The organism is Stutzerimonas azotifigens DSM 17556 (assembly GCF_000425625.1).
Lineage (GTDB): Bacteria > Pseudomonadota > Gammaproteobacteria > Pseudomonadales > Pseudomonadaceae > Stutzerimonas > Stutzerimonas azotifigens.
In genome coordinates this window covers 15,201-37,594 of the sequence record NZ_KE384422.1, presented here as the reverse complement: position 1 = coordinate 37,594, position 22,394 = coordinate 15,201, and the positions used below count along the sequence as shown (strand labels likewise).

20 protein-coding genes are annotated in these 22,394 nt (G+C 66.5%); 16 read left to right on the top strand and 4 right to left on the bottom strand.

Annotation, left to right across the window (positions count from 1 at the left end; all coding sequences use genetic code 11):
• Positions 1-394 precede the first annotated feature (394 nt).
• Complete coding sequence (gene smpB, locus H610_RS0121705; RefSeq protein ID WP_028241631.1) at positions 395-877, bottom strand: SsrA-binding protein SmpB; 483 nt, start codon at positions 875-877, stop codon at positions 395-397.
• Positions 878-1,037: 160 nt separating this feature from the next.
• On the opposite strand from smpB, the gene H610_RS0121700 reads away from it, so the two are divergent.
• Genes H610_RS0121700 through H610_RS0121690 form a run of 3 tightly spaced genes read left to right on the top strand, consistent with a single transcriptional unit; the run spans position 1,038 to position 3,197 of the window.
• Complete coding sequence (locus tag H610_RS0121700) at positions 1,038-2,444, top strand: sodium-dependent transporter (RefSeq protein ID WP_028241630.1); 1,407 nt, start codon at positions 1,038-1,040, stop codon at positions 2,442-2,444.
• Between the two features lie 11 nt (positions 2,445-2,455).
• Positions 2,456-2,890: a type II toxin-antitoxin system RatA family toxin gene (locus H610_RS0121695; RefSeq protein ID WP_028241629.1), complete on the top strand. Its 435-nt coding sequence runs from the start codon at positions 2,456-2,458 to the stop codon at positions 2,888-2,890.
• On the top strand, positions 2,883-3,197 hold the full coding sequence (locus H610_RS0121690; RefSeq protein ID WP_028241628.1) for an RnfH family protein: 315 nt from the start codon (positions 2,883-2,885) through the stop codon (positions 3,195-3,197). Before H610_RS0121695 ends, H610_RS0121690 begins: the two co-directional genes overlap by 8 nt.
• A 224-nt stretch (positions 3,198-3,421) precedes the next feature.
• Here H610_RS0121690 and H610_RS0121685 read toward each other — a convergent pair whose 3' ends face one another.
• Positions 3,422-3,943 (bottom strand): outer membrane protein assembly factor BamE, encoded by a 522-nt coding sequence (locus H610_RS0121685; protein ID WP_028241627.1) that lies wholly within the window; start codon positions 3,941-3,943, stop codon positions 3,422-3,424.
• Positions 3,944-4,039: 96 nt separating this feature from the next.
• Between H610_RS0121685 and fur the strand changes: the two genes are divergently transcribed.
• The gene (fur, locus tag H610_RS0121680) at positions 4,040-4,444 is read left to right on the top strand and encodes a ferric iron uptake transcriptional regulator (RefSeq protein ID WP_028241626.1); all 405 of its coding nucleotides are present in this window, start codon (positions 4,040-4,042) and stop codon (positions 4,442-4,444) included.
• Between the two features lie 425 nt (positions 4,445-4,869).
• On the opposite strand, the gene recN is transcribed toward fur, so the two are convergent.
• On the bottom strand, positions 4,870-6,543 hold the full coding sequence (gene recN / locus H610_RS0121675) for a DNA repair protein RecN (RefSeq protein WP_028241625.1): 1,674 nt from the start codon (positions 6,541-6,543) through the stop codon (positions 4,870-4,872).
• Between the two features lie 124 nt (positions 6,544-6,667).
• On the opposite strand from recN, the gene grpE reads away from it, so the two are divergent.
• The 8 genes from grpE (at position 6,668) to H610_RS0121635 (ending at position 17,027) form a co-directional block, all read left to right on the top strand.
• Positions 6,668-7,318 (top strand): nucleotide exchange factor GrpE, encoded by a 651-nt coding sequence (gene grpE, locus H610_RS0121670; RefSeq protein ID WP_256380921.1) that lies wholly within the window; start codon positions 6,668-6,670, stop codon positions 7,316-7,318.
• Between the two features lie 105 nt (positions 7,319-7,423).
• Positions 7,424-9,343 (top strand): molecular chaperone DnaK, encoded by a 1,920-nt coding sequence (gene dnaK, locus H610_RS0121665; RefSeq protein WP_028241623.1) that lies wholly within the window; start codon positions 7,424-7,426, stop codon positions 9,341-9,343.
• Between the two features lie 164 nt (positions 9,344-9,507).
• Positions 9,508-10,638: a molecular chaperone DnaJ gene (gene dnaJ / locus H610_RS0121660; RefSeq protein ID WP_028241622.1), complete on the top strand. Its 1,131-nt coding sequence runs from the start codon at positions 9,508-9,510 to the stop codon at positions 10,636-10,638.
• A 78-nt stretch (positions 10,639-10,716) separates the two neighbouring features.
• Entirely contained in the window at positions 10,717-11,523 is an 807-nt protein-coding gene (gene dapB / locus H610_RS0121655; protein ID WP_028241621.1) for a 4-hydroxy-tetrahydrodipicolinate reductase, read from the top strand.
• Between the two features lie 193 nt (positions 11,524-11,716).
• A complete protein-coding gene (gene carA, locus H610_RS0121650; protein WP_028241620.1) occupies positions 11,717-12,865 on the top strand; it encodes a glutamine-hydrolyzing carbamoyl-phosphate synthase small subunit in 1,149 nt (382 codons plus the stop codon).
• 31 nt (positions 12,866-12,896) lie between these two features.
• A complete protein-coding gene (gene carB / locus H610_RS0121645) occupies positions 12,897-16,118 on the top strand; it encodes a carbamoyl-phosphate synthase large subunit (RefSeq protein WP_028241619.1) in 3,222 nt (1,073 codons plus the stop codon).
• A complete protein-coding gene (greA, locus tag H610_RS0121640; protein WP_028241618.1) occupies positions 16,115-16,591 on the top strand; it encodes a transcription elongation factor GreA in 477 nt (158 codons plus the stop codon). The genes carB and greA overlap by 4 nt, the downstream gene beginning before the upstream one ends.
• Positions 16,569-17,027, top strand: coding sequence for a hypothetical protein (locus H610_RS0121635; protein ID WP_028241617.1), 459 nt, complete (start codon positions 16,569-16,571; stop codon positions 17,025-17,027). Before greA ends, H610_RS0121635 begins: the two co-directional genes overlap by 23 nt.
• Here H610_RS0121635 and H610_RS0121630 read toward each other — a convergent pair.
• Positions 17,024-17,335, bottom strand: coding sequence for a YhbY family RNA-binding protein (locus tag H610_RS0121630; protein WP_028241616.1), 312 nt, complete (start codon positions 17,333-17,335; stop codon positions 17,024-17,026). The two genes, H610_RS0121635 and H610_RS0121630, sit on opposite strands and share 4 nt — an antisense overlap.
• 82 nt (positions 17,336-17,417) lie before the next feature.
• On the opposite strand from H610_RS0121630, the gene rlmE reads away from it, so the two are divergent.
• The 4 genes from rlmE to glmM all read left to right on the top strand — a co-directional run bounded on the left by rlmE (position 17,418) and on the right by glmM (position 22,362).
• Entirely contained in the window at positions 17,418-18,038 is a 621-nt protein-coding gene (gene rlmE, locus H610_RS0121625; protein WP_028241615.1) for a 23S rRNA (uridine(2552)-2'-O)-methyltransferase RlmE, read from the top strand.
• A 204-nt stretch (positions 18,039-18,242) separates the two neighbouring features.
• A complete protein-coding gene (ftsH, locus tag H610_RS0121620; RefSeq protein WP_028241614.1) occupies positions 18,243-20,153 on the top strand; it encodes an ATP-dependent zinc metalloprotease FtsH in 1,911 nt (636 codons plus the stop codon).
• A gap of 9 nt (positions 20,154-20,162) precedes the next feature.
• The gene (gene folP / locus H610_RS0121615; protein WP_028241613.1) at positions 20,163-21,014 is read left to right on the top strand and encodes a dihydropteroate synthase; all 852 of its coding nucleotides are present in this window, start codon (positions 20,163-20,165) and stop codon (positions 21,012-21,014) included.
• Between the two features lie 10 nt (positions 21,015-21,024).
• Positions 21,025-22,362, top strand: coding sequence for a phosphoglucosamine mutase (gene glmM, locus H610_RS0121610; protein ID WP_028241612.1), 1,338 nt, complete (start codon positions 21,025-21,027; stop codon positions 22,360-22,362).
• The last annotated feature ends 32 nt before the right edge of the window (positions 22,363-22,394 follow it).

The window sequence follows — 22,394 nt, the reverse complement described above, 5'->3', positions numbered from 1 at the left end:
GGCCGCAGGCGGCCGGCCGGTCAGAGGCTTCCCGGTCATCAGCCTGGGCGAACTCGCCCCGAGGTCGGGCCTCCCACAAAAGCGGCGTTGCCCACCGAATCCGTGAGAGGCGCGCCCTCGCGGCGATGCGGGCCGCAGGCCTGCCGGTCGGTCAGAGGCTTCCCGGTCATCAGCCTGGGCGAACTCGCCCCGAGGTCGGGCCTCCCACAAAAGCGGCGTTTGCCCACTGAGTTCTGTGGGAGGCGCGCCCTCGCGGCGATGCAGGCCGTAGGCCTGCCCGAAAGCCAGAGGTTTCCCGTCGTCACCCCTTAGGGGAAACGACATTAGCTGGAAAAGGCGGGGCGCCTGGCGGCGGCGGCCGCCCGACGCAAGGCTGCATGCAGGCCCTCGGGCGTCAATCTTCCTTGCCCTTGGTGCGCATCGCGCGCTGGATTTCGCGGGCCGAGTCGCGCTCCTTCTCGGTATGCCGCTTGTCGTATTCCTTCTTGCCCTTGGCCAGGGCGATCTCGCACTTGATCAGGTGTTTCTTCCAGTACAGCGACAGCGCCACGCAGGCATAGCCCTTCTGCTGCACGGCGCCGAACAGCTTGCCCAGCTCGCGCTTGTGCAGCAGCAGCTTGCGGGTGCGGGTCGGGTCGGCGATGACGTGGGTGCTGGCGGTGGTCAGCGGGGTGATGTGCGCGCCGAGCAGCCAGGCTTCGCCATCCTTGAGCAGCACGTAGCTGTCCACCAGTTGCGCCTTGCCGGCGCGCAGGCTCTTCACTTCCCAGCCGGCCAGTGCGAGGCCCGCCTCGAACTTCTGCTCGATGAAGTAATCGTGTAGCGCCTTTTTGTTCAGCGCGATGGTCCCGGAGGGATGTTTCTTCTGTTTAGCCATAGGCGGCGCATTATAGGGAGTCGCGGGCAGGCTGGCGATAAGGCTGCGCCAGGCCGTACGAAAACGCTGTGCCCGGCGACAGCCCGTGCCTGCGTGTCAACTTGAGGGGCACCGGCGATTTCCGGAGAATGGCGCTCTTTTTTCGCAGTACGGGCATCTCATGGCGGGCAACGCGGTATCCATCAACGGCTCCTGGGCCAGTCGCTGGGTGTTCATCCTGGCCGCCACCGGTTCGGCCGTGGGGCTCGGCAACATCTGGAAGTTCCCCTATATGACCGGGATGTACGGAGGCGGTGCCTTCGTCGTTATGTACCTGGTGTGCATCGCCCTGGTCGGGCTGCCGATCATGCTCGCCGAAACGCTGATCGGCCGGCGCGCGCGAATGAGCCCGGTCAACGCCATGCGCAGCCTGGCGGTCGAGGCGGGCGCCTCGCCGAAGCTGGCCTGGCCGGCGGTCATGGGCATGGTCGCAGCGCTGCTGATCCTGTCCTTCTACAGCGTGATCGCCGGCTGGTCGCTGGACTACGTGCTGGGCATGGGCGCCGGCCGCTTCACGGGCGTCGACGCCGCCGGAGCCGGCGCTGCCTTCGGCGCGCTGACCGCCGATCCCTGGCGCCTGACCCTGTGGCACACGCTGTTCATGGTACTGACCGGCTTCGTCATCGCCCGCGGCGTGGTGGCCGGGCTGGAAAAGAGTCTGCGGGTGATGATGCCGCTGCTGTTCGTGCTGCTGCTGATCCTGCTCGGCTACAGCTTCACCACCGGCCACTTCATGGAAGGCTTCCACTTCCTGTTCAGCTTCCAGCCGGACAAGGTGCTCGACGGCGTCCTCGCCGCCATGGGGCACGCCTTCTTCACGCTGAGCGTCGGGGTCGGCTCGATCATGGTGTACGGCTCCTACATGCCGCGCCACGCCTCGATCGGCGCCACCGTGCTGACCGTCGGCATCCTCGACACCCTGGTGGCGCTGACCGCGGGGCTCGCGCTGTTTCCGATCGTGTTCGCCGGCGGCCTGGAGCCGGGCGCCGGCCCGGGGCTGATGTTCGTCACCCTGCCGGTGGCCTTCGGCAACATCCCGTTCGGCCAGTTGATGGGCACGGTGTTCTTCATCCTGGTGCTGATCGCCGCCTGGACCTCGTCGATCTCCATGCTCGAGCCGGCGGTCGCCTACCTGGTCGAACGCACCGGCCGCAGCCGTGCCCTGATCACCGCGGGCCTGGCGCTGTTGTGCTGGCTGGTGGGCATGGGCACGGTGCTGTCGTTCAACCTGGGCGCCGACGCCAGGTTCTTCGTGTTCGGCGAGGACGGCTTCCATCTGTTCCAGTGGGGCGCCGAAGGCGGTCGCACCTTCTTCGACAGCATCGACTACCTCACCAGCCGCATCCTGCTGCCGCTCGGCGGGCTGGCCTTCGTGCTGTTCGCCGGCTGGGTGCTCAAGCGCGAGACGGTGCGCGAGGAGCTGGCGCTGCGCAGTCCGCTGCTCTTCACCGCGGTCTATTGGCTGATGCGGGTGGTCGCGCCGCTTGGCGTGCTGGTGGTGTTCGTGGCCGAGCTGGCCAAGCAATAAGGCAACTGACGATGACGACACATATTCAACGCTCGGCGTTGCTGCCCTATCCGGCCGAGGCGCTCTACGACATGGTCAACGACGTGGCGCGCTATCCGGAGTTCCTGCCCTGGTGCTCGAGCACCGAGGTGCTGGAAAGCAGCGACACCGAGATGCGCGCGCGGCTGACCGTGGAGAAGGCCGGCCTGAAGCAGCGTCTGCTGACCCGCAACCAGTTGCAGCCGGGCAAGCGCATCGAGATGGCGCTGGAGGAAGGGCCGTTCCGTCAGCTGCACGGCGTCTGGGAATTCAAGGCACTGGGCGACAAGGCCTCGCGCATCAGCCTCGACATGCGCTTCGACTATGCCGGCCCGTTGATCAAGGTCACCCTCGGGCCGCTGTTCAACCATGCCGCCAACACCCTGGTCGATGCCTTCTGCGACCGGGCTCGGGCCCTGTATGGCTGAGATCATCGTCGAGGTGGCGTACGCGCTGCCGGAGCGGCAGAAGCTGCTGCGGCTGAGCGTGCCGGCCGGCACCACCGTGCGCGAGGCGGCGCTGCGCTCGGGCATGGCGAAGCACTTTCCCGGCCTCGACCTGGCCGCGGCGCCGCTGGGTATCTTCGGCAAGGCGGTGCCCAGGCCCGAGGAGCGGGTGCTGGAGGAGGGTGAGCGGGTGGAGATCTATCGGCCGCTGATCGCCGATCCCAAGGAAGTACGCAAGCAGCGCGCGGCGCGTGCGGCCAAGGCCAGGGCGGAGCGCCCGGCGGACTAGAGCGTTGCCCCGGCATTGCCGTAATGTTGTTCACCGAGGCGAGGTCACCCCGAGGTCGGGCCTCCCACAAAAGCGGAGTCGCCCACCGGGCCCTGTGGGAGGCGCGCCCTCGCGGCGAATGTAGGCCTGTAGGCCTACCGAAAATCAAGGATTTCCCGGGGCGCCTCGGTTAAGTGAACAGCATTACGGCATCGCCGGGCTTTTTGTTGTGAATGTCGCGCGGATCAGCGCGGCGAGGTTTCCAGCGGTTCGGGGCTGGGCACCGGCACGGTGCGGACGTCGTCGACGTCGCGCTGGATCTCTTCGAGCAGCGAGCCCGGCTGCGGCGCTTCCTCCTGCGGCTGCGGTTGCACAGGGGCGGGCTGATCCGGCGCGCCGGCTTCGTTGCCGAGAATCGCCTCGTCACGGCTGACGCCCGGCATGAAGTCGCCGGCCAGGCCGACCAGTTGGTCGGCGTCATTGAACTGCAGGGTCATCCGCTCCTGGAAGCGTTGCCCGCCGCCGGGCTGGATGCTGTATACGTAGTCCCAGCGATTGGGTTGAAATGTGTCTGTAATCAAGGGGTTGCCCATGATAAACCGCACTTGGCGGCGGGTCATTCCAGGGCGCAACTGGTCTATCATGTCCTGCGTGACGACATTGCCTTGCTGAATGTCGACCTTGTAAACCCCGGGAAATGAGCAACCGACGAGTCCGAACAGGCCCACGAGCGTGAGGCTGGCCAGCAGGAACTTGGTTTTTTGCATCGCTAGGTCACTTCCACTATCTTGGCTGGGCAACGAAAGACCCGGATCATACCCGCATTGAAGGAGGCTGCAAAACAGCAGCAGCGAGAAGCCAACATGGTTGAAAACAGCGAATTACGTAAAGCCGGCCTCAAGGTGACGTTGCCGCGGGTGAAGATCCTGCAGATGCTCGATACCGCCGAACAGCGCCACATGAGTGCCGAAGACGTATACAAGGCGCTGATGGAAGCGGGCGAGGATGTCGGGCTGGCGACGGTCTATCGGGTGCTCACCCAGTTCGAGGCGGCCGGCCTGGTCGTGCGGCACAACTTCGACGGCGGCCACGCGGTGTTCGAACTGGCCGACAGCGGTCATCACGACCACATGGTCTGCGTCGACACCGGTGACGTCATCGAATTCTTCGATCCGGGGATCGAGGAACTGCAAAAGCAGATCGTGCAGAAACACGGTTTCGAACTGGTCGATCACAACCTCGTGCTCTACGTGCGCAAGAAGAATTGAGCGAGACTGGCGGACAGGCCAAAAGGCGGCCCTCGCAGCCGTGTGAAAATGCAGCCTGTTGATCGCCAAAAGCGAACGCCCCGAAAACGGGGCGTTCGCTTTTGTGCCTGGTCACTTTTCAAGTTCCGGGCGCTAGGGCCTGTAGGAGCTGCGCGGCGAGCGGCCTGTCGATTGAGCCCTCACCGGATGTCCAGGTGGGCCGAAGCGGAGCGCCGCCCGGCCAGCTCCGCCGATCGCTGTTGCCTTGCCTGCCGTAGGAGCGAGCTTGCTCGCGAAGGGGGTATTGTCTTCTGAGATCGGTTCGCGACCAAGGCCGCTCCTACGATTGCTGCCACACCTTGTGGGAGGCGCGCCCTCGCGGCGACCGGGCGGCTGCACCTGCATAGCCCGCTCCCCCTTTCAGGCTGTGCGGCGCATGAATCCTCTCAGGCCTGCGCCGCGGTCACCATCTGCCTGGCATGGGCCAGCGACTGCTCGGTGAGGTCGACGCCGCCAAGCATGCGGGCGATTTCCTCGACGCGCTGCTGCCCTTCCAGGGCGGCGACAGCGGTGCGGGTTTCCTCGGTGCCGCGCGCCTTGTGCACGAACAGGTGATGGTGACCCTGCGCCGCGACCTGCGGCAGGTGGGTGACGGTCAGCACCTGGCCGCGTTCGCCGAGCCGGCGCAGCAACTGGCCGACGTTCTCGGCGGTGGGGCCGCCGATGCCGACGTCCACTTCGTCGAACACCAGCGTGGGGACACGCGAAGTCTGTGCGGTGATGACCTGGATCGCCAGGCTGATCCGCGACAGCTCGCCCCCCGAGGCGACCTTGTTCAGCGGGCGCAGCGGCTGGCCGGGGTTGGCGCTCACCAGGAACTCCACCTGCTCGCGGCCGTAGGGTTGCGGCTCGGCGCTGGGCGAGGGCTTGAGTTCGATGGCGAGGCGGCCGCCGGGCATGCCCAGGCGCTGGATTTCGGTCTCCACGGCGGCGGCCAGGCGCTCGGCCGCTTCCTGGCGGTTGGCGCTGAGCTGCGCGGCCTTTTCCTCGTAGTGGCGTTCATAGGCCGCCAGTTCCTCGCCGAGCCGGCCCAGCGCCTCGTCGTCGGCGTTGAGGCTTTCCAGCTCCTCCAGCAGCCGCTGCTGCAGGGCCGGCAGTTCGAACGGCTGGACGCGGTGCTTGCGCGCCAGTGAATAGATGGCGTCGAGGCGTTCTTCCAGCGCCTGCAGGCGTTCCGGATCGGCGTCGAACTGGTCGACGAAGCGGTTGAGCTCGCCCACCGCCTCCTCGACCTGGATCTGCGCGCTGGCCAGCAGGTTGACCGCCTCGGCGAGCGCGCCGGGCTGGTGCTGGAACACGGTCAGGCGCTGCAGGCTGGAGGTCAGCGCCGAGAGCACGTTGCCGGCGTCGCTCTCGCTGCACAGCTCCATCACCTGGCGGCAGGCGCCGAGCAGTTGCTCGGCGTTGGTCAGGGTCTTGTGCTCCTGCTCCAGTTGCTCGAGTTCCTGTTCGCCGAGGGCGAGGTTCTCCAGCTCTTCCAGCTGGTAGCTGAGCAACTGGTGGCGGGCGCGCTGCTCGTCGCCGCTGCTGCTCAGCCGCTCGAGGGTCTGGCGCGTCTGGCGCCAGCGCTGCGCGGCCAACTGCACCTGGCGGGCGAGCTCCTGGCTGCCGCTGTACTCGTCGAGCAGCCGGCGATGGGTGTCCGGCTTGAGCAGGGACTGGTGTTCGTGCTGGCTGTGGATGTCGATCAGCCGTTCGCCGAGCGCCTTGAGGTCGCTCTGCGGGCAGGGCGTGCCGTTGATGTAGCCGCGCGACCGGCCTTCGGCGGTGATCACCCGGCGCAGGATGCAGGGGCCTTCGCCATCGAGGTCGCGCTCGCTCAGCCATTCGCGCGCGCCGGGGATCTCGTCGACATCGAAGCTGGCCAGGATGTCGGCCTTGTCGGCCCCGGGGCGGACCACGCCGCTGTCGGCGCGCCCGCCGAGGGCCAGGCCGAGCGCGTCGAGCATGATCGACTTGCCGGCGCCGGTTTCGCCGGTGACCACGGTCATGCCGCGGTCCAGCTCCAGGTCGAGGTGTTCGACGATCGCATAATTATGAACGGACAGATGAACCAGCATGGCCGGGCTCCCGCATCGATGACTGGCTATTTATACAGTTCTTTTCGCGAAATCGGCAAGCGCGACGCGCAGGCCGGAAGACGGCCGGTATCGGCCTTTCACGATATTCATTCGGATATGCCACTTGAAGCGCGCCAAGCCATCCCCATATAGCCGCCATACGCGGGCCGAGCCCGCACCGAATCGACAGGAGGAACGCATGGCCGACGAGCAGAATCTGGACAACCAGAGTGCCGAACTGAATGAGAACGCGGAGACCGACGTCAACGTCAACGAGGACCTGGCTGCCCGCGTGCAATCGCTCGAGGAGCAGTTGGCGGCGGCCCAGGACCAGTCTCTGCGCGTGGCGGCCGAGCTGCAGAACATTCGCCGGCGCGCCGAGCAGGATGTCGAGAAGGCGCACAAGTTCGCGCTCGAGAAGTTCGCCGGCGACCTGCTTGGCGTGGTCGACAGCCTCGAGCGTGGCCTGGAGCTGTCGAATCCGGAGGACGAGGCAATCAAGCCGATGCGCGAAGGGGTCGAGCTGACCCTCAAGCTGTTGCTCGACACCCTCGGCCGCTACCAGGTCGTTCCGGTCGACCCGCACGGGGAACCGTTCAACCCCGAGCATCACCAGGCGATGGCCATGGAAGAGAGCATCCACACCGAGCCGGGTACCGTGCTCAAGGTGTTCCAGAAGGGCTATCTGCTGCACGGGCGACTGTTGCGTCCGGCGATGGTCGTGGTCAGCAAGGCGCCGGCGGAAGCGCCGCCGACCATCGACGAAAAGGCTTGAAATACGGGCTGGGGCCCCCATCTGGGAGTCAAGCGTTCCAGTGCTGACCGCGGCCGATAACGGCGCGGAATCCATCTGAAGATTCTTAAGATTTCGGAGAGTTACATGGGCAAGATCATCGGTATCGACCTGGGGACCACCAACTCCTGCGTCTCCATCCTCGAAAACGGCAACGTCAAGGTCCTCGAGAACGCCGAAGGCGCGCGGACCACGCCGTCCATCATCGCCTACACCAACGACGGCGAGATCCTCGTCGGCCAGTCGGCCAAGCGCCAGGCGGTGACCAACCCGCAGAACACCCTGTACGCGGTCAAGCGACTGATCGGTCGTCGCTTCGAGGAAGACGTCGTGCAGAAGGACATCAAGATGGTGCCCTACAGCATCGTCAAGGCCGACAACGGCGACGCCTGGGTGGAAGTGAAGGGCCAGAAGATGGCCCCGCCGCAGATCTCCGCCGAAGTGCTGAAGAAGATGAAGAAGACCGCCGAAGACTATCTCGGCGAGTCGGTGACCGAGGCGGTGATCACCGTGCCGGCCTACTTCAACGACAGCCAGCGCCAGGCCACCAAGGACGCCGGCCGCATCGCCGGCCTGGACGTCAAGCGCATCATCAACGAGCCCACCGCGGCGGCGCTGGCCTACGGCATGGACAAGGCCAAGGGCGACCACACCATCATCGTCTACGACCTGGGCGGCGGAACCTTCGACGTGTCGGTGATCGAGATCGCCGAAGTCGACGGCGAGCACCAGTTCGAGGTGCTGGCCACCAACGGCGACACCTTCCTGGGGGGCGAGGACTTCGACATCCGCCTGATCGACTACCTGGTCGACGAGTTCAAGAAGGAAAGCGGGATCAACCTCAAGGGCGATCCGCTGGCCATGCAGCGCCTGAAGGAAGCGGCCGAGAAGGCCAAGATCGAGCTGTCCTCGAGCACCCAGACCGACGTCAACCTGCCGTACATCACTGCAGACGCGTCCGGTCCGAAGCACCTGAACGTGAAGATCTCCCGCGCCAAGCTGGAGTCGCTGGTCGAGGACCTTGTCGAGCGCACCATCGAGCCGTGCCGCATTGCGCTCAAGGATGCCGGCATCGACGTGGGCAAGATCGACGACGTGATCCTGGTCGGCGGCCAGACCCGCATGCCGCTGGTGCAGAAGCGCGTGGCCGAGTTCTTCGGCAAGGAACCGCGCAAGGACGTCAACCCGGACGAAGCCGTGGCCATGGGCGCCGCCATCCAGGGCGCCGTGCTGGCCGGTGACGTCAAGGACGTGCTGCTGCTGGACGTCAGCCCGCTGACCCTGGGCATCGAGACCCTCGGCGGCGTGATGACCCCGCTGATCGAGAAGAACACCACCATCCCGACCAAGAAGTCGCAGGTGTTCTCGACCGCGGACGACAACCAGGGCGCGGTGACCATCCACGTGCTGCAGGGCGAGCGCAAGCAGGCCGCGCAGAACAAGTCGCTGGGCCGCTTCGACCTGGCCGACATTCCGCCGGCGCCGCGCGGCGTGCCGCAGATCGAGGTGACCTTCGACATCGATGCCAACGGCATCCTGCACGTGTCGGCGAAGGACAAGGCCACCGGCAAGCAGCAGTCGATCGTGATCAAGGCCAACTCCGGCCTGTCCGACGAGGAAATCGAGCAGATGATCCGCGACGCCGAGGCCAACGCCGAGGAGGATCGCAAGTTCGAGGAGCTGGCCAGCGCCCGCAACCAGGGCGACCAGCTGGTGCACGCGACCCGCAAGATGCTGACCGAGGCCGGCGACAAGGTCTCCGCCGAGGAGAAGGCGGCCATCGAGAAGGCGGTCGGCGAACTGGAAGTGGCGCTCAAGGGCGACGACAAGGCGGAGATCGACGCCAAGATGGCCGCTGTCTCCCAGGCCTCCGCGCCGGTGGTGCAGAAGATGTACGCCGAGCAGCCGCAGGGCGGCGCCGAGGCCCAGCCGGGCGCCGACGACAAGGCCCAGGGCGGCGACGACGTGGTCGACGCGGAGTTCGAAGAGGTCAAGGACAACAAGTAAGCGTGCTTGCTTCCGCTCCAGCCGGCCGTGCTTCTCGCGGCTGGCGCTACCGCCACGCGGGAGCTCGCTCCCGCGTTGGCGTGTCTGGGCGCCGCGGTTTCGCGAACGAGCCGGCGCCACCCGCGCCGCAGCTGGAGAGACGACTGTGAGGATTCAGGACTGATATGGCCAAACGTGATTATTACGAAGTGCTGGGCGTCGAGCGCGGCGCCAGCGATGCCGAGCTGAAGAAGGCCTATCGTCGCCTGGCCATGAAGTATCACCCCGACCGCAATCCGGGCGACAAGGAGGCGGAGGACAAATTCAAGGAGGCCAACGAGGCCTACGAAGTGCTTTCCGACGCCGGCAAGCGCACCGCCTACGACCAGTACGGCCATGCTGGGGTCGACCCGAGCATGGGCGGCGGGGCGGCGGGCGCGGGCTTCGGCGGGGCCAACTTCTCCGACATCTTCGGCGACGTGTTCAGCGATTTCTTCGGCGGCGCGAGGGGCAATGCGCGTGGCGGCGCGTCGCGCGGCAGCGACCTGCGCTACACCCTCGAGCTGGATCTGGAAGAGGCGGTGCGCGGCACCACGGTGACCATTCGCGTGCCGACCCTGGCCGAGTGCAAGGTTTGCCACGGCACCGGGGCGAAGAAGGGCACTTCGCCGGTGACCTGCACCACCTGCGGCGGCATCGGTCAGGTGCGCATGCAGCAGGGCTTCTTCTCGGTGCAGCAGACCTGCCCGCGCTGCCACGGCACCGGCAAGATGATCACCGACCCCTGCGGCAACTGCCACGGGCAGGGTCGCGTAGAAGAGCAGAAGACCCTGTCGGTGAAGGTGCCGGCCGGGGTCGACACCGGCGACCGCATCCGGCTGTCCGGCGAGGGCGAGGCGGGGACCCAGGGCGGGCCGGCCGGCGACCTCTACGTGGTGGTCTCGGTGCGCGAGCACCCGATCTTCCAGCGCGACGGCAAGCACCTGTACTGCGACGTGCCGATCAGCTTCGCCGACGCCGCGCTGGGCGGCGAGCTCGAAGTGCCGACGCTCGACGGCCGGGTAAAGCTGAAGATCCCCGAGGGCACCCAGTCCGGCAAGCTGTTCCGCCTGCGCGGCAAGGGCGTGGCCCCGGTCCGTGGCGGCGCGCCCGGCGACCTGATGTGCCGCGTCGCGGTGGAGACGCCGGTCAACCTGAACAAGCGGCAGCGCGAGCTGCTGGAAGAGTTCCGCAACAGCCTGCAGAGCGACAGCTCGCACTCGCCCAAGGCCAGCGGCTGGTTCGAGGGCATGAAGCGCTTCTTCGGCGATCTATGAACAGAAGGCCGCAGGCTGCAGGCGACAGGCTTCGAGCTTGCGCCTGCAGCCTGAGGCCTGCAGCCTGGAGCTGACTGGATGCGACGTATTGCAGTGATGGGCGCCGCAGGGCGCATGGGCAAGACCCTGATCGAGGCGGTGCAGCAGACCGGCGGCGCTGCCGGCCTGACCGCCGCCATCGACCGACCGGACAGCACGCTGGTTGGCGCCGACGCCGGCGAGCTGGCCGCTCTCGGCCGTCTCGGCGTGCCGCTGACCGGGGACCTGGCCAAGGCGGTGGAGGAGTTCGACGTACTCATCGATTTCACCCACCCGACGGTGACGCTGAAGAATCTGGAAGTCTGCCGCAAGGCCGGCAAGGCGATGGTCATCGGCACCACCGGGCTGAGCGCGGAGGAGAAGGAAAAGCTGGCGGCCGCCGCCCAGGAGATCCCGATCGTCTTCGCGGCGAACTTCAGCGTCGGGGTGAACCTGTGCCTGAAGCTGCTGGACACCGCGGCGCGGGTGCTCGGCGACGAGGTGGACATCGAGATCATCGAGGCGCACCACCGGCACAAGGTCGACGCGCCGTCCGGCACCGCGCTGCGCATGGGCGAGGTAGTGGCCCAGGCGCTGGGGCGCGACCTGCAGCAGGTCGCGGTCTACGGGCGCGAGGGCCAGACCGGCGCACGCCAGCGCGAGACCATCGGCTTCGCCACCGTGCGTGCCGGGGACGTGGTCGGCGACCACACCGTGCTGTTCGCCGCCGAAGGCGAGCGGGTCGAGATCACCCACAAGGCCTCGAGCCGGATGACCTTCGCCAAGGGCGCCGTGCGCGCGGCGCTGTGGCTCGAGGACAAGCCGGCCGGCCTGTACGACATGCAGGACGTGCTCGGCCTGCGCTGAGCGCAGGGCGCGGCCTTCCGTCACCGGATGGGTCTCCGGGTGGACCGGAAAGGGCTTTTTCTGTAGACTGCCGGCTTTAGTGTGTCCACTAAAAGTTACGCAGAAATGGCTCAGATAAAAAAGCGGGATGACTTCACACGTCATCCCGCTTTTTTACAATCTGCGTATGCAAGTCTTGATCTCGGGAGGTCTCTTGACTAAGCCAGCCCCTACGCCCGCCATCCTGGCCCTTGCCGATGGCAGCATCTTTCGCGGCGAATCGATCGGCGCCGACGGCCAGACCGTCGGCGAGGTGGTGTTCAACACCGCCATGACCGGCTATCAGGAAATCCTCACCGATCCCTCCTACGCCAAGCAGATCGTCACCCTGACCTATCCGCACATCGGCAACACCGGCACCACGCCGGACGACGCCGAGGCGCGCCAGGTATGGGCCGCCGGCCTGGTCATCCGCGACCTGCCGCTGCTGGCCAGCAACTGGCGCAACACCCAGTCGCTGCCCGACTACCTGATGGCCAACGGCACGGTGGCCATCGCCGGCATCGACACCCGCCGGCTGACCCGCATCCTGCGCGAGAAGGGCGCCCAGAACGGCTGCATCCTCGCCGGCGAGGATGCCACCGAGGAGAAGGCGCTCGACCTGGCGCGCAGCTTCCCCGGCCTCAAGGGCATGGACCTGGCCAAGGAGGTCAGCGTCAAGGAGCGTTACGAGTGGCGCTCCAGCGTCTGGTGCCTGGACACCAACCGGCACGACGAAATCCCCGCCAGCGAACTGCCCTACCATGTGGTGGCCTTCGACTACGGCGTGAAGTTCAACATCCTGCGCATGCTGGTCGCGCGCGGCTGCCGCATCACCGTGCTGCCGGCGCAGACGCCGGCGAGCGAGGCCCTGGCGCTGAACCCGGACGGTATCTTCCTGGCCAACGGCCCGGGCGACCCGGAGCCGTGCGACTACGCCATCAAGGCCATCCAAGACGTCCTCGAGACCGACATCCCTGTCTTCGGCATCTGCCTGGGGCACCAGCTGCTGGCCCTGGCGTCCGGCGCCAGGACGGTGAAGATGCCCAACGGTCACCACGGCGCCAACCACCCGGTGCAGGACCTGGACACCGGCGTGGTGATGATCACCAGCCAGAACCACGGCTTCGCCGTCGACGAGGCGACCCTGCCGGGCAACCTGCGCGCCACGCACAAGTCGCTGTTCGACGGCACCCTGCAGGGCATCGAGCGCACCGACAAGGTCGCCTTCAGCTTCCAGGGCCACCCCGAGGCGAGCCCGGGCCCGCATGACGTCGCGCCGCTGTTCGACCGCTTCGTCGATGCCATGGCCAAGCGCCGCTAAGCTCCTGCCGAGCCAGATCTACGAGAGAACCATGCCAAAACGTACAGACATCAAAAGCATCCTGATTCTCGGCGCCGGCCCCATCGTCATCGGCCAGGCGTGCGAGTTCGACTACTCGGGCGCCCAGGCCTGCAAGGCGCTGAAGGAAGAGGGGTTCCGCGTCATCCTGGTGAACTCCAACCCGGCCACCATCATGACCGACCCGGCCATGGCCGACGCCACCTACATCGAGCCCATCAAGTGGGCGACCGTGGCCAAGATCATCGAGAAGGAGCGCCCCGACGCGCTGCTGCCGACCATGGGCGGCCAGACCGCGCTGAACTGCGCCCTGGACCTGGAGCGCCACGGCGTGCTCGAGCAGTTCGGCGTCGAGATGATCGGCGCCAACGCCGATACCATCGACAAGGCCGAGGACCGTTCGCGCTTCGACAAGGCGATGCGCAACATCGGCCTCGAGTGCCCGCGCTCGGGCATCGCCCACAGCATGGAAGAAGCCTACGGCGTGCTCGACAAGGTCGGCTTTCCCTGCATCATCCGGCCGTCCTTCACCATGGGCGGCACCGGCGGCGGCATCGCCTACAACCGCGAGGAATTCGAGGAGATCTGCGCCCGCGGCCTGGACCTGTCGCCCACCAGCGAGCTGCTGATCGACGAGTCGCTGATCGGCTGGAAGGAATACGAGATGGAGGTGGTCCGCGACAAGAAGGACAACTGCATCATCGTCTGCTCGATCGAGAACTTCGACCCGATGGGCGTACACACCGGCGACTCCATCACCGTCGCGCCGGCCCAGACGCTGACCGACAAGGAATACCAGATCATGCGCAACGCCTCCCTGGCGGTGCTGCGCGAGATCGGCGTGGAAACCGGCGGCTCCAACGTGCAGTTCGGTATCAATCCGGTCGACGGCCGCATGGTGGTGATCGAGATGAACCCGCGGGTGTCGCGTTCGTCGGCGCTGGCCTCCAAGGCCACCGGCTTCCCGATCGCCAAGATCGCCGCCAAGCTGGCGGTCGGCTACACCCTCGACGAGCTGTCGAACGACATCACCGGCGGCCGCACGCCGGCTTCCTTCGAGCCGGCGATCGACTACGTGGTGACCAAGGTTCCGCGTTTCGCCTTCGAGAAATTCCCCAAGGCCGACGCCCGCCTGACCACCCAGATGAAGTCCGTGGGCGAGGTCATGGCCATCGGCCGGACCTTCCAGGAGTCGGTGCAGAAGGCCTTGCGCGGCCTGGAGGTCGGCGCGGCCGGCTTCGATCCGAAGCTGGACCTGGAAGACAGCGAGGCCGAGAGCCGCCTCAAGCGCGAACTGATCGTGCCCGGCGCCGAGCGCATCTGGTACGTGGCCGATGCCTTCCGCGCCGGCAAGAGCGTCGACGACGTGTTCGCCCTGACCAAGATCGACCCCTGGTTCCTGGTGCAGATCGAGGACCTGGTCAGGGAAGAGGAGCGGGTCAAGACGCTCGGTCTGTCGGATCTCGATTACGACCTCATGCGCCGGCTCAAGCGCAAGGGCTTCTCCGACGCCCGCCTGGCGCGTCTGCTCGGGGTGACCGAGAAGAACCTGCGCAGCCTGCGGCACAAGCTCAAGGTGCTGCCGGTGTACAAGCGCGTCGACACCTGTGCCGCCGAGTTCGCCACCGACACCGCCTACATGTACTCGACCTACGAGGAAGAATGCGAAGCCAACCCGACCGACCGTGAGAAGATCATGGTCATCGGCGGCGGCCCCAACCGCATCGGCCAGGGCATCGAGTTCGACTACTGCTGCGTGCACGCCGCGCTGGCAATGCGTGAAGACGGCTACGAGACCATCATGGTCAACTGCAACCCGGAGACCGTCTCCACCGACTACGACACCTCCGACCGCCTGTACTTCGAACCGGTCACGCTGGAAGACGTACTGGAGATCGTTCGTGTCGAGAAGCCCAAGGGCGTGATCGTGCAGTACGGCGGGCAGACCCCGCTGAAGATCTGCCGCGCCCTGGAAGAGGCCGGCGTGCCCATCATCGGCACCACGCCGGACGCCATCGACCGCGCCGAAGACCGCGAGCGCTTCCAGCAGATGGTCGAGCGTCTCAACCTGCGCCAGCCGCCGAACGCGACCGCGCGCAGCGAGGAGGAGGCCATCGCCGCCTCCAAGGCCATCGGTTACCCGCTGGTGGTGCGTCCGTCCTACGTGCTCGGCGGCCGGGCGATGGAAATCGTCTACGAGGAAGACGAGCTCAAGCGCTACATGCGCGAGGCCGTGCAGGTGTCGAACGACAGCCCGGTGCTGCTCGACCACTTCCTCAACTGCGCCATCGAGGTGGACATCGACGCGGTCTGCGACGGCCAGCAGGTGGTGATCGGCGCCATCATGCAGCACATCGAGCAGGCCGGCGTGCACTCGGGCGACTCCGCCTGTTCGCTGCCGGCCTACTCGCTGCCGCAGCACATTCAGGACCAGATCCGCGAGCAGGTGCGCAAGATGGCGCTGGAGCTCGGTGTGGTCGGCCTGATGAACGTGCAGATGGCCGTGCAGGGCGAGGACATCTACGTGCTCGAGGTCAACCCGCGCGCTTCGCGGACCGTGCCGTTCGTCTCCAAGTGCATCGGCGAGTCGCTGGCCAAGGTCGCCGCGCGCGTCATGGCCGGCAAGACGCTGGAGGAAGTGGGGTTCACCCGGGAAATCATCCCGAACTTCTACAGCGTCAAGGAAGCGGTGTTCCCCTTCGCCAAGTTCCCGGGCGTGGACCCGATCCTCGGCCCGGAAATGAAGTCCACCGGCGAGGTGATGGGCGTCGGCGACAGCTTCGCCGAGGCCTTCGCCAAGGCCCAGCTGGGCGCGAGCGAAGTGCTGCCGAACAGCGGCTGCGCCTTCATCAGCGTGCGTGACGACGACAAGCCCGGCGTCGCCGCGGTCGCCCGCAGCCTCGTCGAGCTGGGCTTCGAGGTGGTCGCCACCGCCGGCACGGCGAAGATGATCGAGGCCGCCGGGCTGCCGGTACGCCGGGTCAACAAGGTGACCGAGGGCCGTCCGCACGTGGTCGACATGATCAAGAATGACGAGGTCACCCTGATCATCAACACCACCGAGGGTCGCCAGTCCATCGCCGACTCCTATTCCATCCGTCGCAACGCCCTGCAGCACAAGATCTGCTGCACCACCACCCTGGCTGGTGCGGAAGCGATCTGTGAAGCGCTGAAGTTCGGTCCCGAGAAGACCGTGCGCCGCTTGCAGGATCTTCACGCAGGAATCAGTGCATGACGAAATTTCCGATGACCGTCCAGGGCGCGCGCGCCCTGGAAGAAGAACTCAAGCATCTGAAGACCGTGCTGCGCCCGCAGATCACCCAGGCCATCGCCGAGGCGCGGGAGCTGGGCGACCTCAAGGAGAACGCCGAATACCATGCCGCGCGCGAGCAGCAGGGCATGGTCGAGGCGCGTATCCGTGACATCGAGGGTCGGCTGCAGAACGCCCAGGTCATCGACGTGTCGACCCTGCCGCACACCGGCAAGGTGATCTTCGGCACCACCGTCGACATCGCCAACGTCGACACCGACGAGCAGGTGAGCTACCAGATCGTCGGCGACGACGAGGCCGACATCAAGCGCGGCAAACTGTCGGTGAGCTCGCCGATCGCCCGGGCGCTGATCGGCAAGGAAGAGGGCGACGTGGTCGCGGTGCAGACGCCCAGTGGCGTGGTCGAGTACGAGATTGTCGAAGTCCGCCACGTCTGAGGTGCCGCGTCCGCTGCGTGCGGGCGGCATCAGCTGGCTGCTGGCCCAGACCTTCTGGGTCGGCGGCCTCTGGCTGCTGCAGTTCATCGTGCTGCCGGCGCTTGGCCGGATAGGCCTGGCGCCGCTGCTCGTCGAGGAAGTCGCGCAGGGGCTGCGGCCCCTGCTGGTCGGCTTCGCCGGCTTCTGCGCCCTGCTGCAGGCGCTGGTGCTGATCCAGGTGGCCGGAATGCGGGCGCTCTGGGCGGATCTGCGCGGCCAGCTGCTGGTCGCCGTGTTCGGCCTGGCGGCGAGCCACCTGGTCGTGGTCGCCGGCGGGGCCGGGGCAGGCAGCTACTGGCTGGTGTTCAGCTATCTGGCGATGGCCTTCTGCGGCCTGCTGCTGGTGCTGCAGCGGGTGCCGGAAGCCGGGGGCGGGGAATCGACGCCAGGCCGTTAAGCCTGGTGGCGATGGATGTTGGAGAGCTGGCGGTTGGGCTTGGGGTTCTTGCGGTAGACCAGTGCCATCTTGCCGATGACCTGAACCAGTTCGCAGCGGCCGATGCGGCAGAGTTCGTCCATCAGGGCGCGGCGATCGTCCCGTTCGGCGATGCGGAACTGCACCTTGATCAGTTCATGGTCGTTCAGGGCGCGTTCCAGTTCGGCCTGCACGCCCTCGGAAAGGCCCTGCTCGGCCACCGTGAGCACCGGTTTCAGGTGATGGCCGATGGACTTGTATTCTTTCTTCTGCTCATTGGTGAGCGGCATAATTCGACCCTTGCGTCGCGACCGTAAAAACGGCGGCTAGTGTAACCGACAGGTTCCGGAGCCGCACAGGTGAGGTAACAGCTTGGCACGCTCCAAGACCAGCCAGCGCTGGCTGAAAGAACATTTCGACGACCCCTACGTGAAGATGGCGCAGAAGGACGGCTATCGCTCGCGGGCGAGCTACAAGTTGCTCGAGATCCAGGACAAGGACCGCATCCTGCGGCCGGGCATGACGGTGGTCGACCTCGGCGCGGCGCCGGGCGGCTGGTCGCAGGTGACCAGCCGGCTGATCGGCGAGCGCGGTCGGCTGATCGCCTCCGACATCCTGCCGATGGACAGCATCGCCGACGTCACCTTCATCCAGGGCGACTTCACCGAGGAGGCCGTGTTCCGGCAACTGCTGCAGGCGGTCGGCGAGCACCCGGTGGATCTTGTTATTTCCGACATGGCCCCCAATATGAGTGGGGTGAGGGCGGCCGACCAGCCGAGAGCGATGTTCCTCTGCGAACTGGCGCTGGACCTGGCCAAGCGGGTGCTGAGCCCCGGCGGCGATTTCCTGATCAAGATCTTCCAGGGCGAGGGCTTCGACGCCTACCTCAAGGACGTGCGGCAGAATTTCGACAAGGTGCAGATGCGCAAGCCGCTGTCGTCGCGCGACCGCTCGCGGGAGCAGTACCTGCTGGCACGCGGGTTCCGCGGCTGAGGCGAGCGGTGGCGGATGTCGCCGCTGTTCGGGCACCACTGGCCGCGCGCCGAGTCGTAAGACTGTAGGCGTGGGTTTCATATAGGGTTACAGACGATCTGACTGCGTGAGCCCGTTGTGTAGTAAGTTAGGCCGGCAACCAACCGGCCGTCATGCAGCCTTGCCCACGGCGGGCCTGCTCCAGAGGGTAGCTAATTGAACGACATGGCGAAAAACCTGATTCTGTGGTTGATCATCGCCGCCGTGCTGGTCACGGTGATGAACAACTTCTCCAGCCCGAGCGAGCCGCAGACGCTCAACTACTCGGATTTCATCGAGCAGGTCAAGGAAGGCCGCGTCGAGCGCGTGACCGTGGACGGCTACGTCATCACCGGTACCCGTACCGATGGCGGCACCTTCAAGACCATCCGCCCGGCCATCCAGGATGGCGGGCTGATCGGCGACCTGATCAACAACAACGTGCAGATCGAGGGCAAGCAACCGGAGCAGCAGAGCATCTGGACCCAGTTGCTGGTGGCCAGCTTCCCGATCCTCGTGATCATCGCCGTGTTCATGTTCTTCATGCGCCAGATGCAGGGCGGCGCCGGCGGCAAGGGCGGGCCGATGAGCTTCGGCAAGAGCAAGGCGCGGCTGCTCTCGGAAGACCAGGTGAAGACCACCTTCGCCGACGTCGCCGGTTGCGACGAGGCCAAGGAAGAGGTCAGCGAGCTCGTCGAATTCCTGCGTGATCCGGGCAAGTTCCAGCGCCTCGGCGGCCGCATCCCGCGCGGCGTGCTGATGGTCGGCCCGCCCGGTACCGGCAAGACCCTGCTGGCCAAGGCGATCGCCGGCGAGGCCAAGGTGCCGTTCTTCACCATTTCCGGTTCCGACTTCGTCGAGATGTTCGTCGGCGTGGGTGCCAGCCGTGTGCGCGACATGTTCGAGCAGGCCAAGAAGCACGCGCCCTGCATCATCTTCATCGACGAGATCGACGCGGTCGGTCGCCACCGGGGCGCCGGCCTCGGCGGCGGTCACGACGAGCGCGAGCAGACCCTCAACCAGCTGCTGGTGGAGATGGACGGCTTCGAGATGAACGACGGCATCATCGTCATCGCCGCCACCAACCGTCCCGACGTGCTCGACCCGGCGCTGCTGCGCCCGGGCCGCTTCGACCGCCAGGTGGTGGTCGGCCTGCCGGACATCCGCGGCCGCGAGCAGATCCTCAAGGTGCACATGCGCAAGGTCCCGGTCGGCGACAACGTCGATCCGGCGGTGATCGCGCGCGGTACCCCGGGCTTCTCCGGCGCCGACCTGGCGAATCTGGTGAACGAAGCGTCGCTGTTCTCGGCGCGGGCCAACAAGCGCGTGGTCGACATGCGCGAGTTCGAGCTGGCCAAGGACAAGATCATGATGGGCGCCGAGCGCAAGTCGATGGTCATGTCCGAGAAGGAAAAGCTCAACACCGCCTACCACGAGGCCGGCCACGCCATCGTCGGGCGCGTGGTGCCCGAGCACGATCCGGTCTACAAGGTTTCCATCATCCCCCGTGGTCGGGCGCTGGGCGTGACCATGTTCCTGCCCGAGGAAGACCGCTACAGCCTGTCCAAGCGTGCGCTGATCAGCCAGATCTGCTCGCTGTTCGGCGGCCGTATCGCCGAGGAGATGACGCTGGGCTTCGAGGGTGTGACCACCGGCGCCTCCAACGACATCATGCGCGCCACCCAGCTGGCGCGGAACATGGTGACCAAGTGGGGCCTGTCCGAGAAGCTCGGCCCGCTGATGTACGCCGAAGAGGAGGGCGAGGTCTTCCTCGGCCGCAGCGCCGGCAGCCAGCATGCCAACGTCTCGGCGGAAACGGCGCGGATGATCGACCAGGAAGTGCGCAGCATCATCGATCACTGCTACAACACCGCCAAGCAGATCCTTACCGAGAACCGCGACAAGCTGGACATGATGGCCGAGGCGCTGATGAAGTACGAGACGATCGACGCCGATCAGATCGACGACATCATGGCCGGGCGCGTGCCCCGCGAGCCGCGCGACTGGCAGGGCGGTTCCGGTGCCTCCGGTACGCCGGTGCAGCCGGAAGGCGGGCGCCCGGAGACCCCGATCGGTGGGCCTGCCGGCGAACACTAAGGCTGTCCGATGACCGATACGCTGTACCCGACCCGGTTGCCTTGCGGCAACCGGGTTCTTGATTTATCCCGCCCGCACGTCATGGGCATCCTCAACGTCACCCCCGACTCCTTTTCCGACGGCGGCCGACACAACCGGCTGGATGCCGCCTTGCGCCACGCCGAGTCGATGGCCCGCGCCGGCGCGACCCTGATCGACGTCGGCGGCGAATCGACCCGCCCCGGCGCAGCGCCGGTCAGCGTCGACCAAGAGCTGGCGCGCGTCCTGCCGGTGGTCGAGGCGCTGGTCCGCGAGCTGGACGTGGTGGTCTCGGTGGACACCTCGACGCCGGCGGTCATGCGCGAGGGCGCGCGCGCCGGGGCGGGGCTGATCAACGACGTTCGTTCGCTGTCGCGTGCCGGGGCCCTCGAGGCGGCCCGCGACAGCGGTCTTCCCGTGTGCCTGATGCACATGGTCGGCGAGCCGACGACCATGCAGGACAATCCCGTCTATGCTGACGTCACCTTGGCCGTGAAAAGCTTCCTGGAAGAGGGTGTCAGGCGCTGCGAGCAGGCGGGCATCGCCGCCGAGCGCGTGTTGATCGATCCGGGTTTCGGCTTTGCCAAGACGCTCGCGCACAACCTCAGCCTGTTCAGGCGCATGGACGAACTGCTCGAGCTCGGCCGCCCGTTGCTGGTGGGCGTGTCGCGCAAGTCGATGATCGGCGGCGTGCTCGATCGCGGCGTCGACGGCCGGCTGTACGGGAGCCTGGCGTTGGCGGCGCTGGCGGTCGCCAAGGGTGCGCGGATCCTCAGGGTGCATGATGTTGCCGAGACCGCGGATGTGGTCCGGATGGTTGCCGCCGTGCAGGCGGCTGAATAGGAAATTCGATATGAGCAGAAAATATTTCGGCACCGATGGCATTCGCGGTCGGGTCGGCCAGTACCCCATTACCCCCGATTTCATGCTCAAGCTGGGCTGGGCGGCGGGCATGGCCTTTCGCCGCCAGGGCAAGTGCCGCATCCTGATCGGCAAGGACACACGGATTTCCGGCTACATGTTCGAGTCCGCGCTGCAGGCCGGGCTTTCCGCCGCGGGCGCGGACGTGATGCTGCTGGGGCCGATGCCGACGCCGGCGATCGCCTACCTGACGCGGACCTTCCATGCCGAGGCGGGCATCGTCATCAGCGCCTCGCACAACCCGCACTACGACAACGGCATCAAGTTCTTCTCCGGTCGTGGCACCAAGCTGCCCGACGAGGTGGAACTGATGATCGAGGAACTGCTCGACGCCGAGATGACGGTGGTCGAGTCGGCGCAGCTGGGCAAGGCCTCGCGCATCAACGACGCCGCTGGCCGCTATACCGAGTTCTGCAAGAGCAGCGTGCCCACCAGCACCGACCTGTCGGGCCTGAAGGTGGTGCTCGACTGCGCCCATGGTGCGACCTACAAGATCGCGCCCAACGTGTTTCGCGAGCTCGGCGCCCAAGTGGTCACCACCGCCGCCCAGCCCGACGGCCTGAACATCAACGCCGAGGTCGGCTCCACCCACGTCGCGGCCCTGCAGAAGGCGGTGGTGGACGCCGGTGCGGACATGGGCATCGCCTTCGACGGCGACGGCGACCGGGTGATGATGGTCGACCACACGGGCACGGTGGTGGACGGCGACGAACTGCTCTACATCATCGCCGCCGATCTCCAGGATCGCGGCCAGCTGCAGGGTGGCGTGGTTGGTACGCTGATGAGCAACCTCGGCCTCGAGCTCGCGCTCAAGGCGCGGGGCATTCCCTTCGTGCGCGCCAAGGTCGGCGACCGCTACGTGATGTCCGAGATGCAGGAGCGCGGCTGGCAGCTCGGCGGGGAGAACTCCGGGCATATCGTCTGTGCCCAGCACGTCACCACCGGTGACGCCATCATCGCCGCCCTGCAGGTGGTGCTGGCGCTGCAGCGCAGCGGCCAGACCCTGGCCGAGGCCCGTCTCGCCTGGCACAAGTGCCCCCAGGTGCTGATCAATGTCAGGCTGTCCGGCAATCAGGATCCGGTCGTCCATCCGGACGTCAGGGCGGCCTGCGACCGCGTCACCGACCGCATGGGCGGGCGCGGGCGGGTGCTGCTCAGGAAGTCCGGCACCGAGCCGCTGGTAAGGGTGATGGTGGAGGGCGACGAGGAATCGCAGGTTCGCGGCTATGCCGAAGAGCTCGCCAAGGTCGTTGCCGAAATATGTGCCTGAGAGGCTTGCCAGCCCGTAGAGGCTTGAGTAAC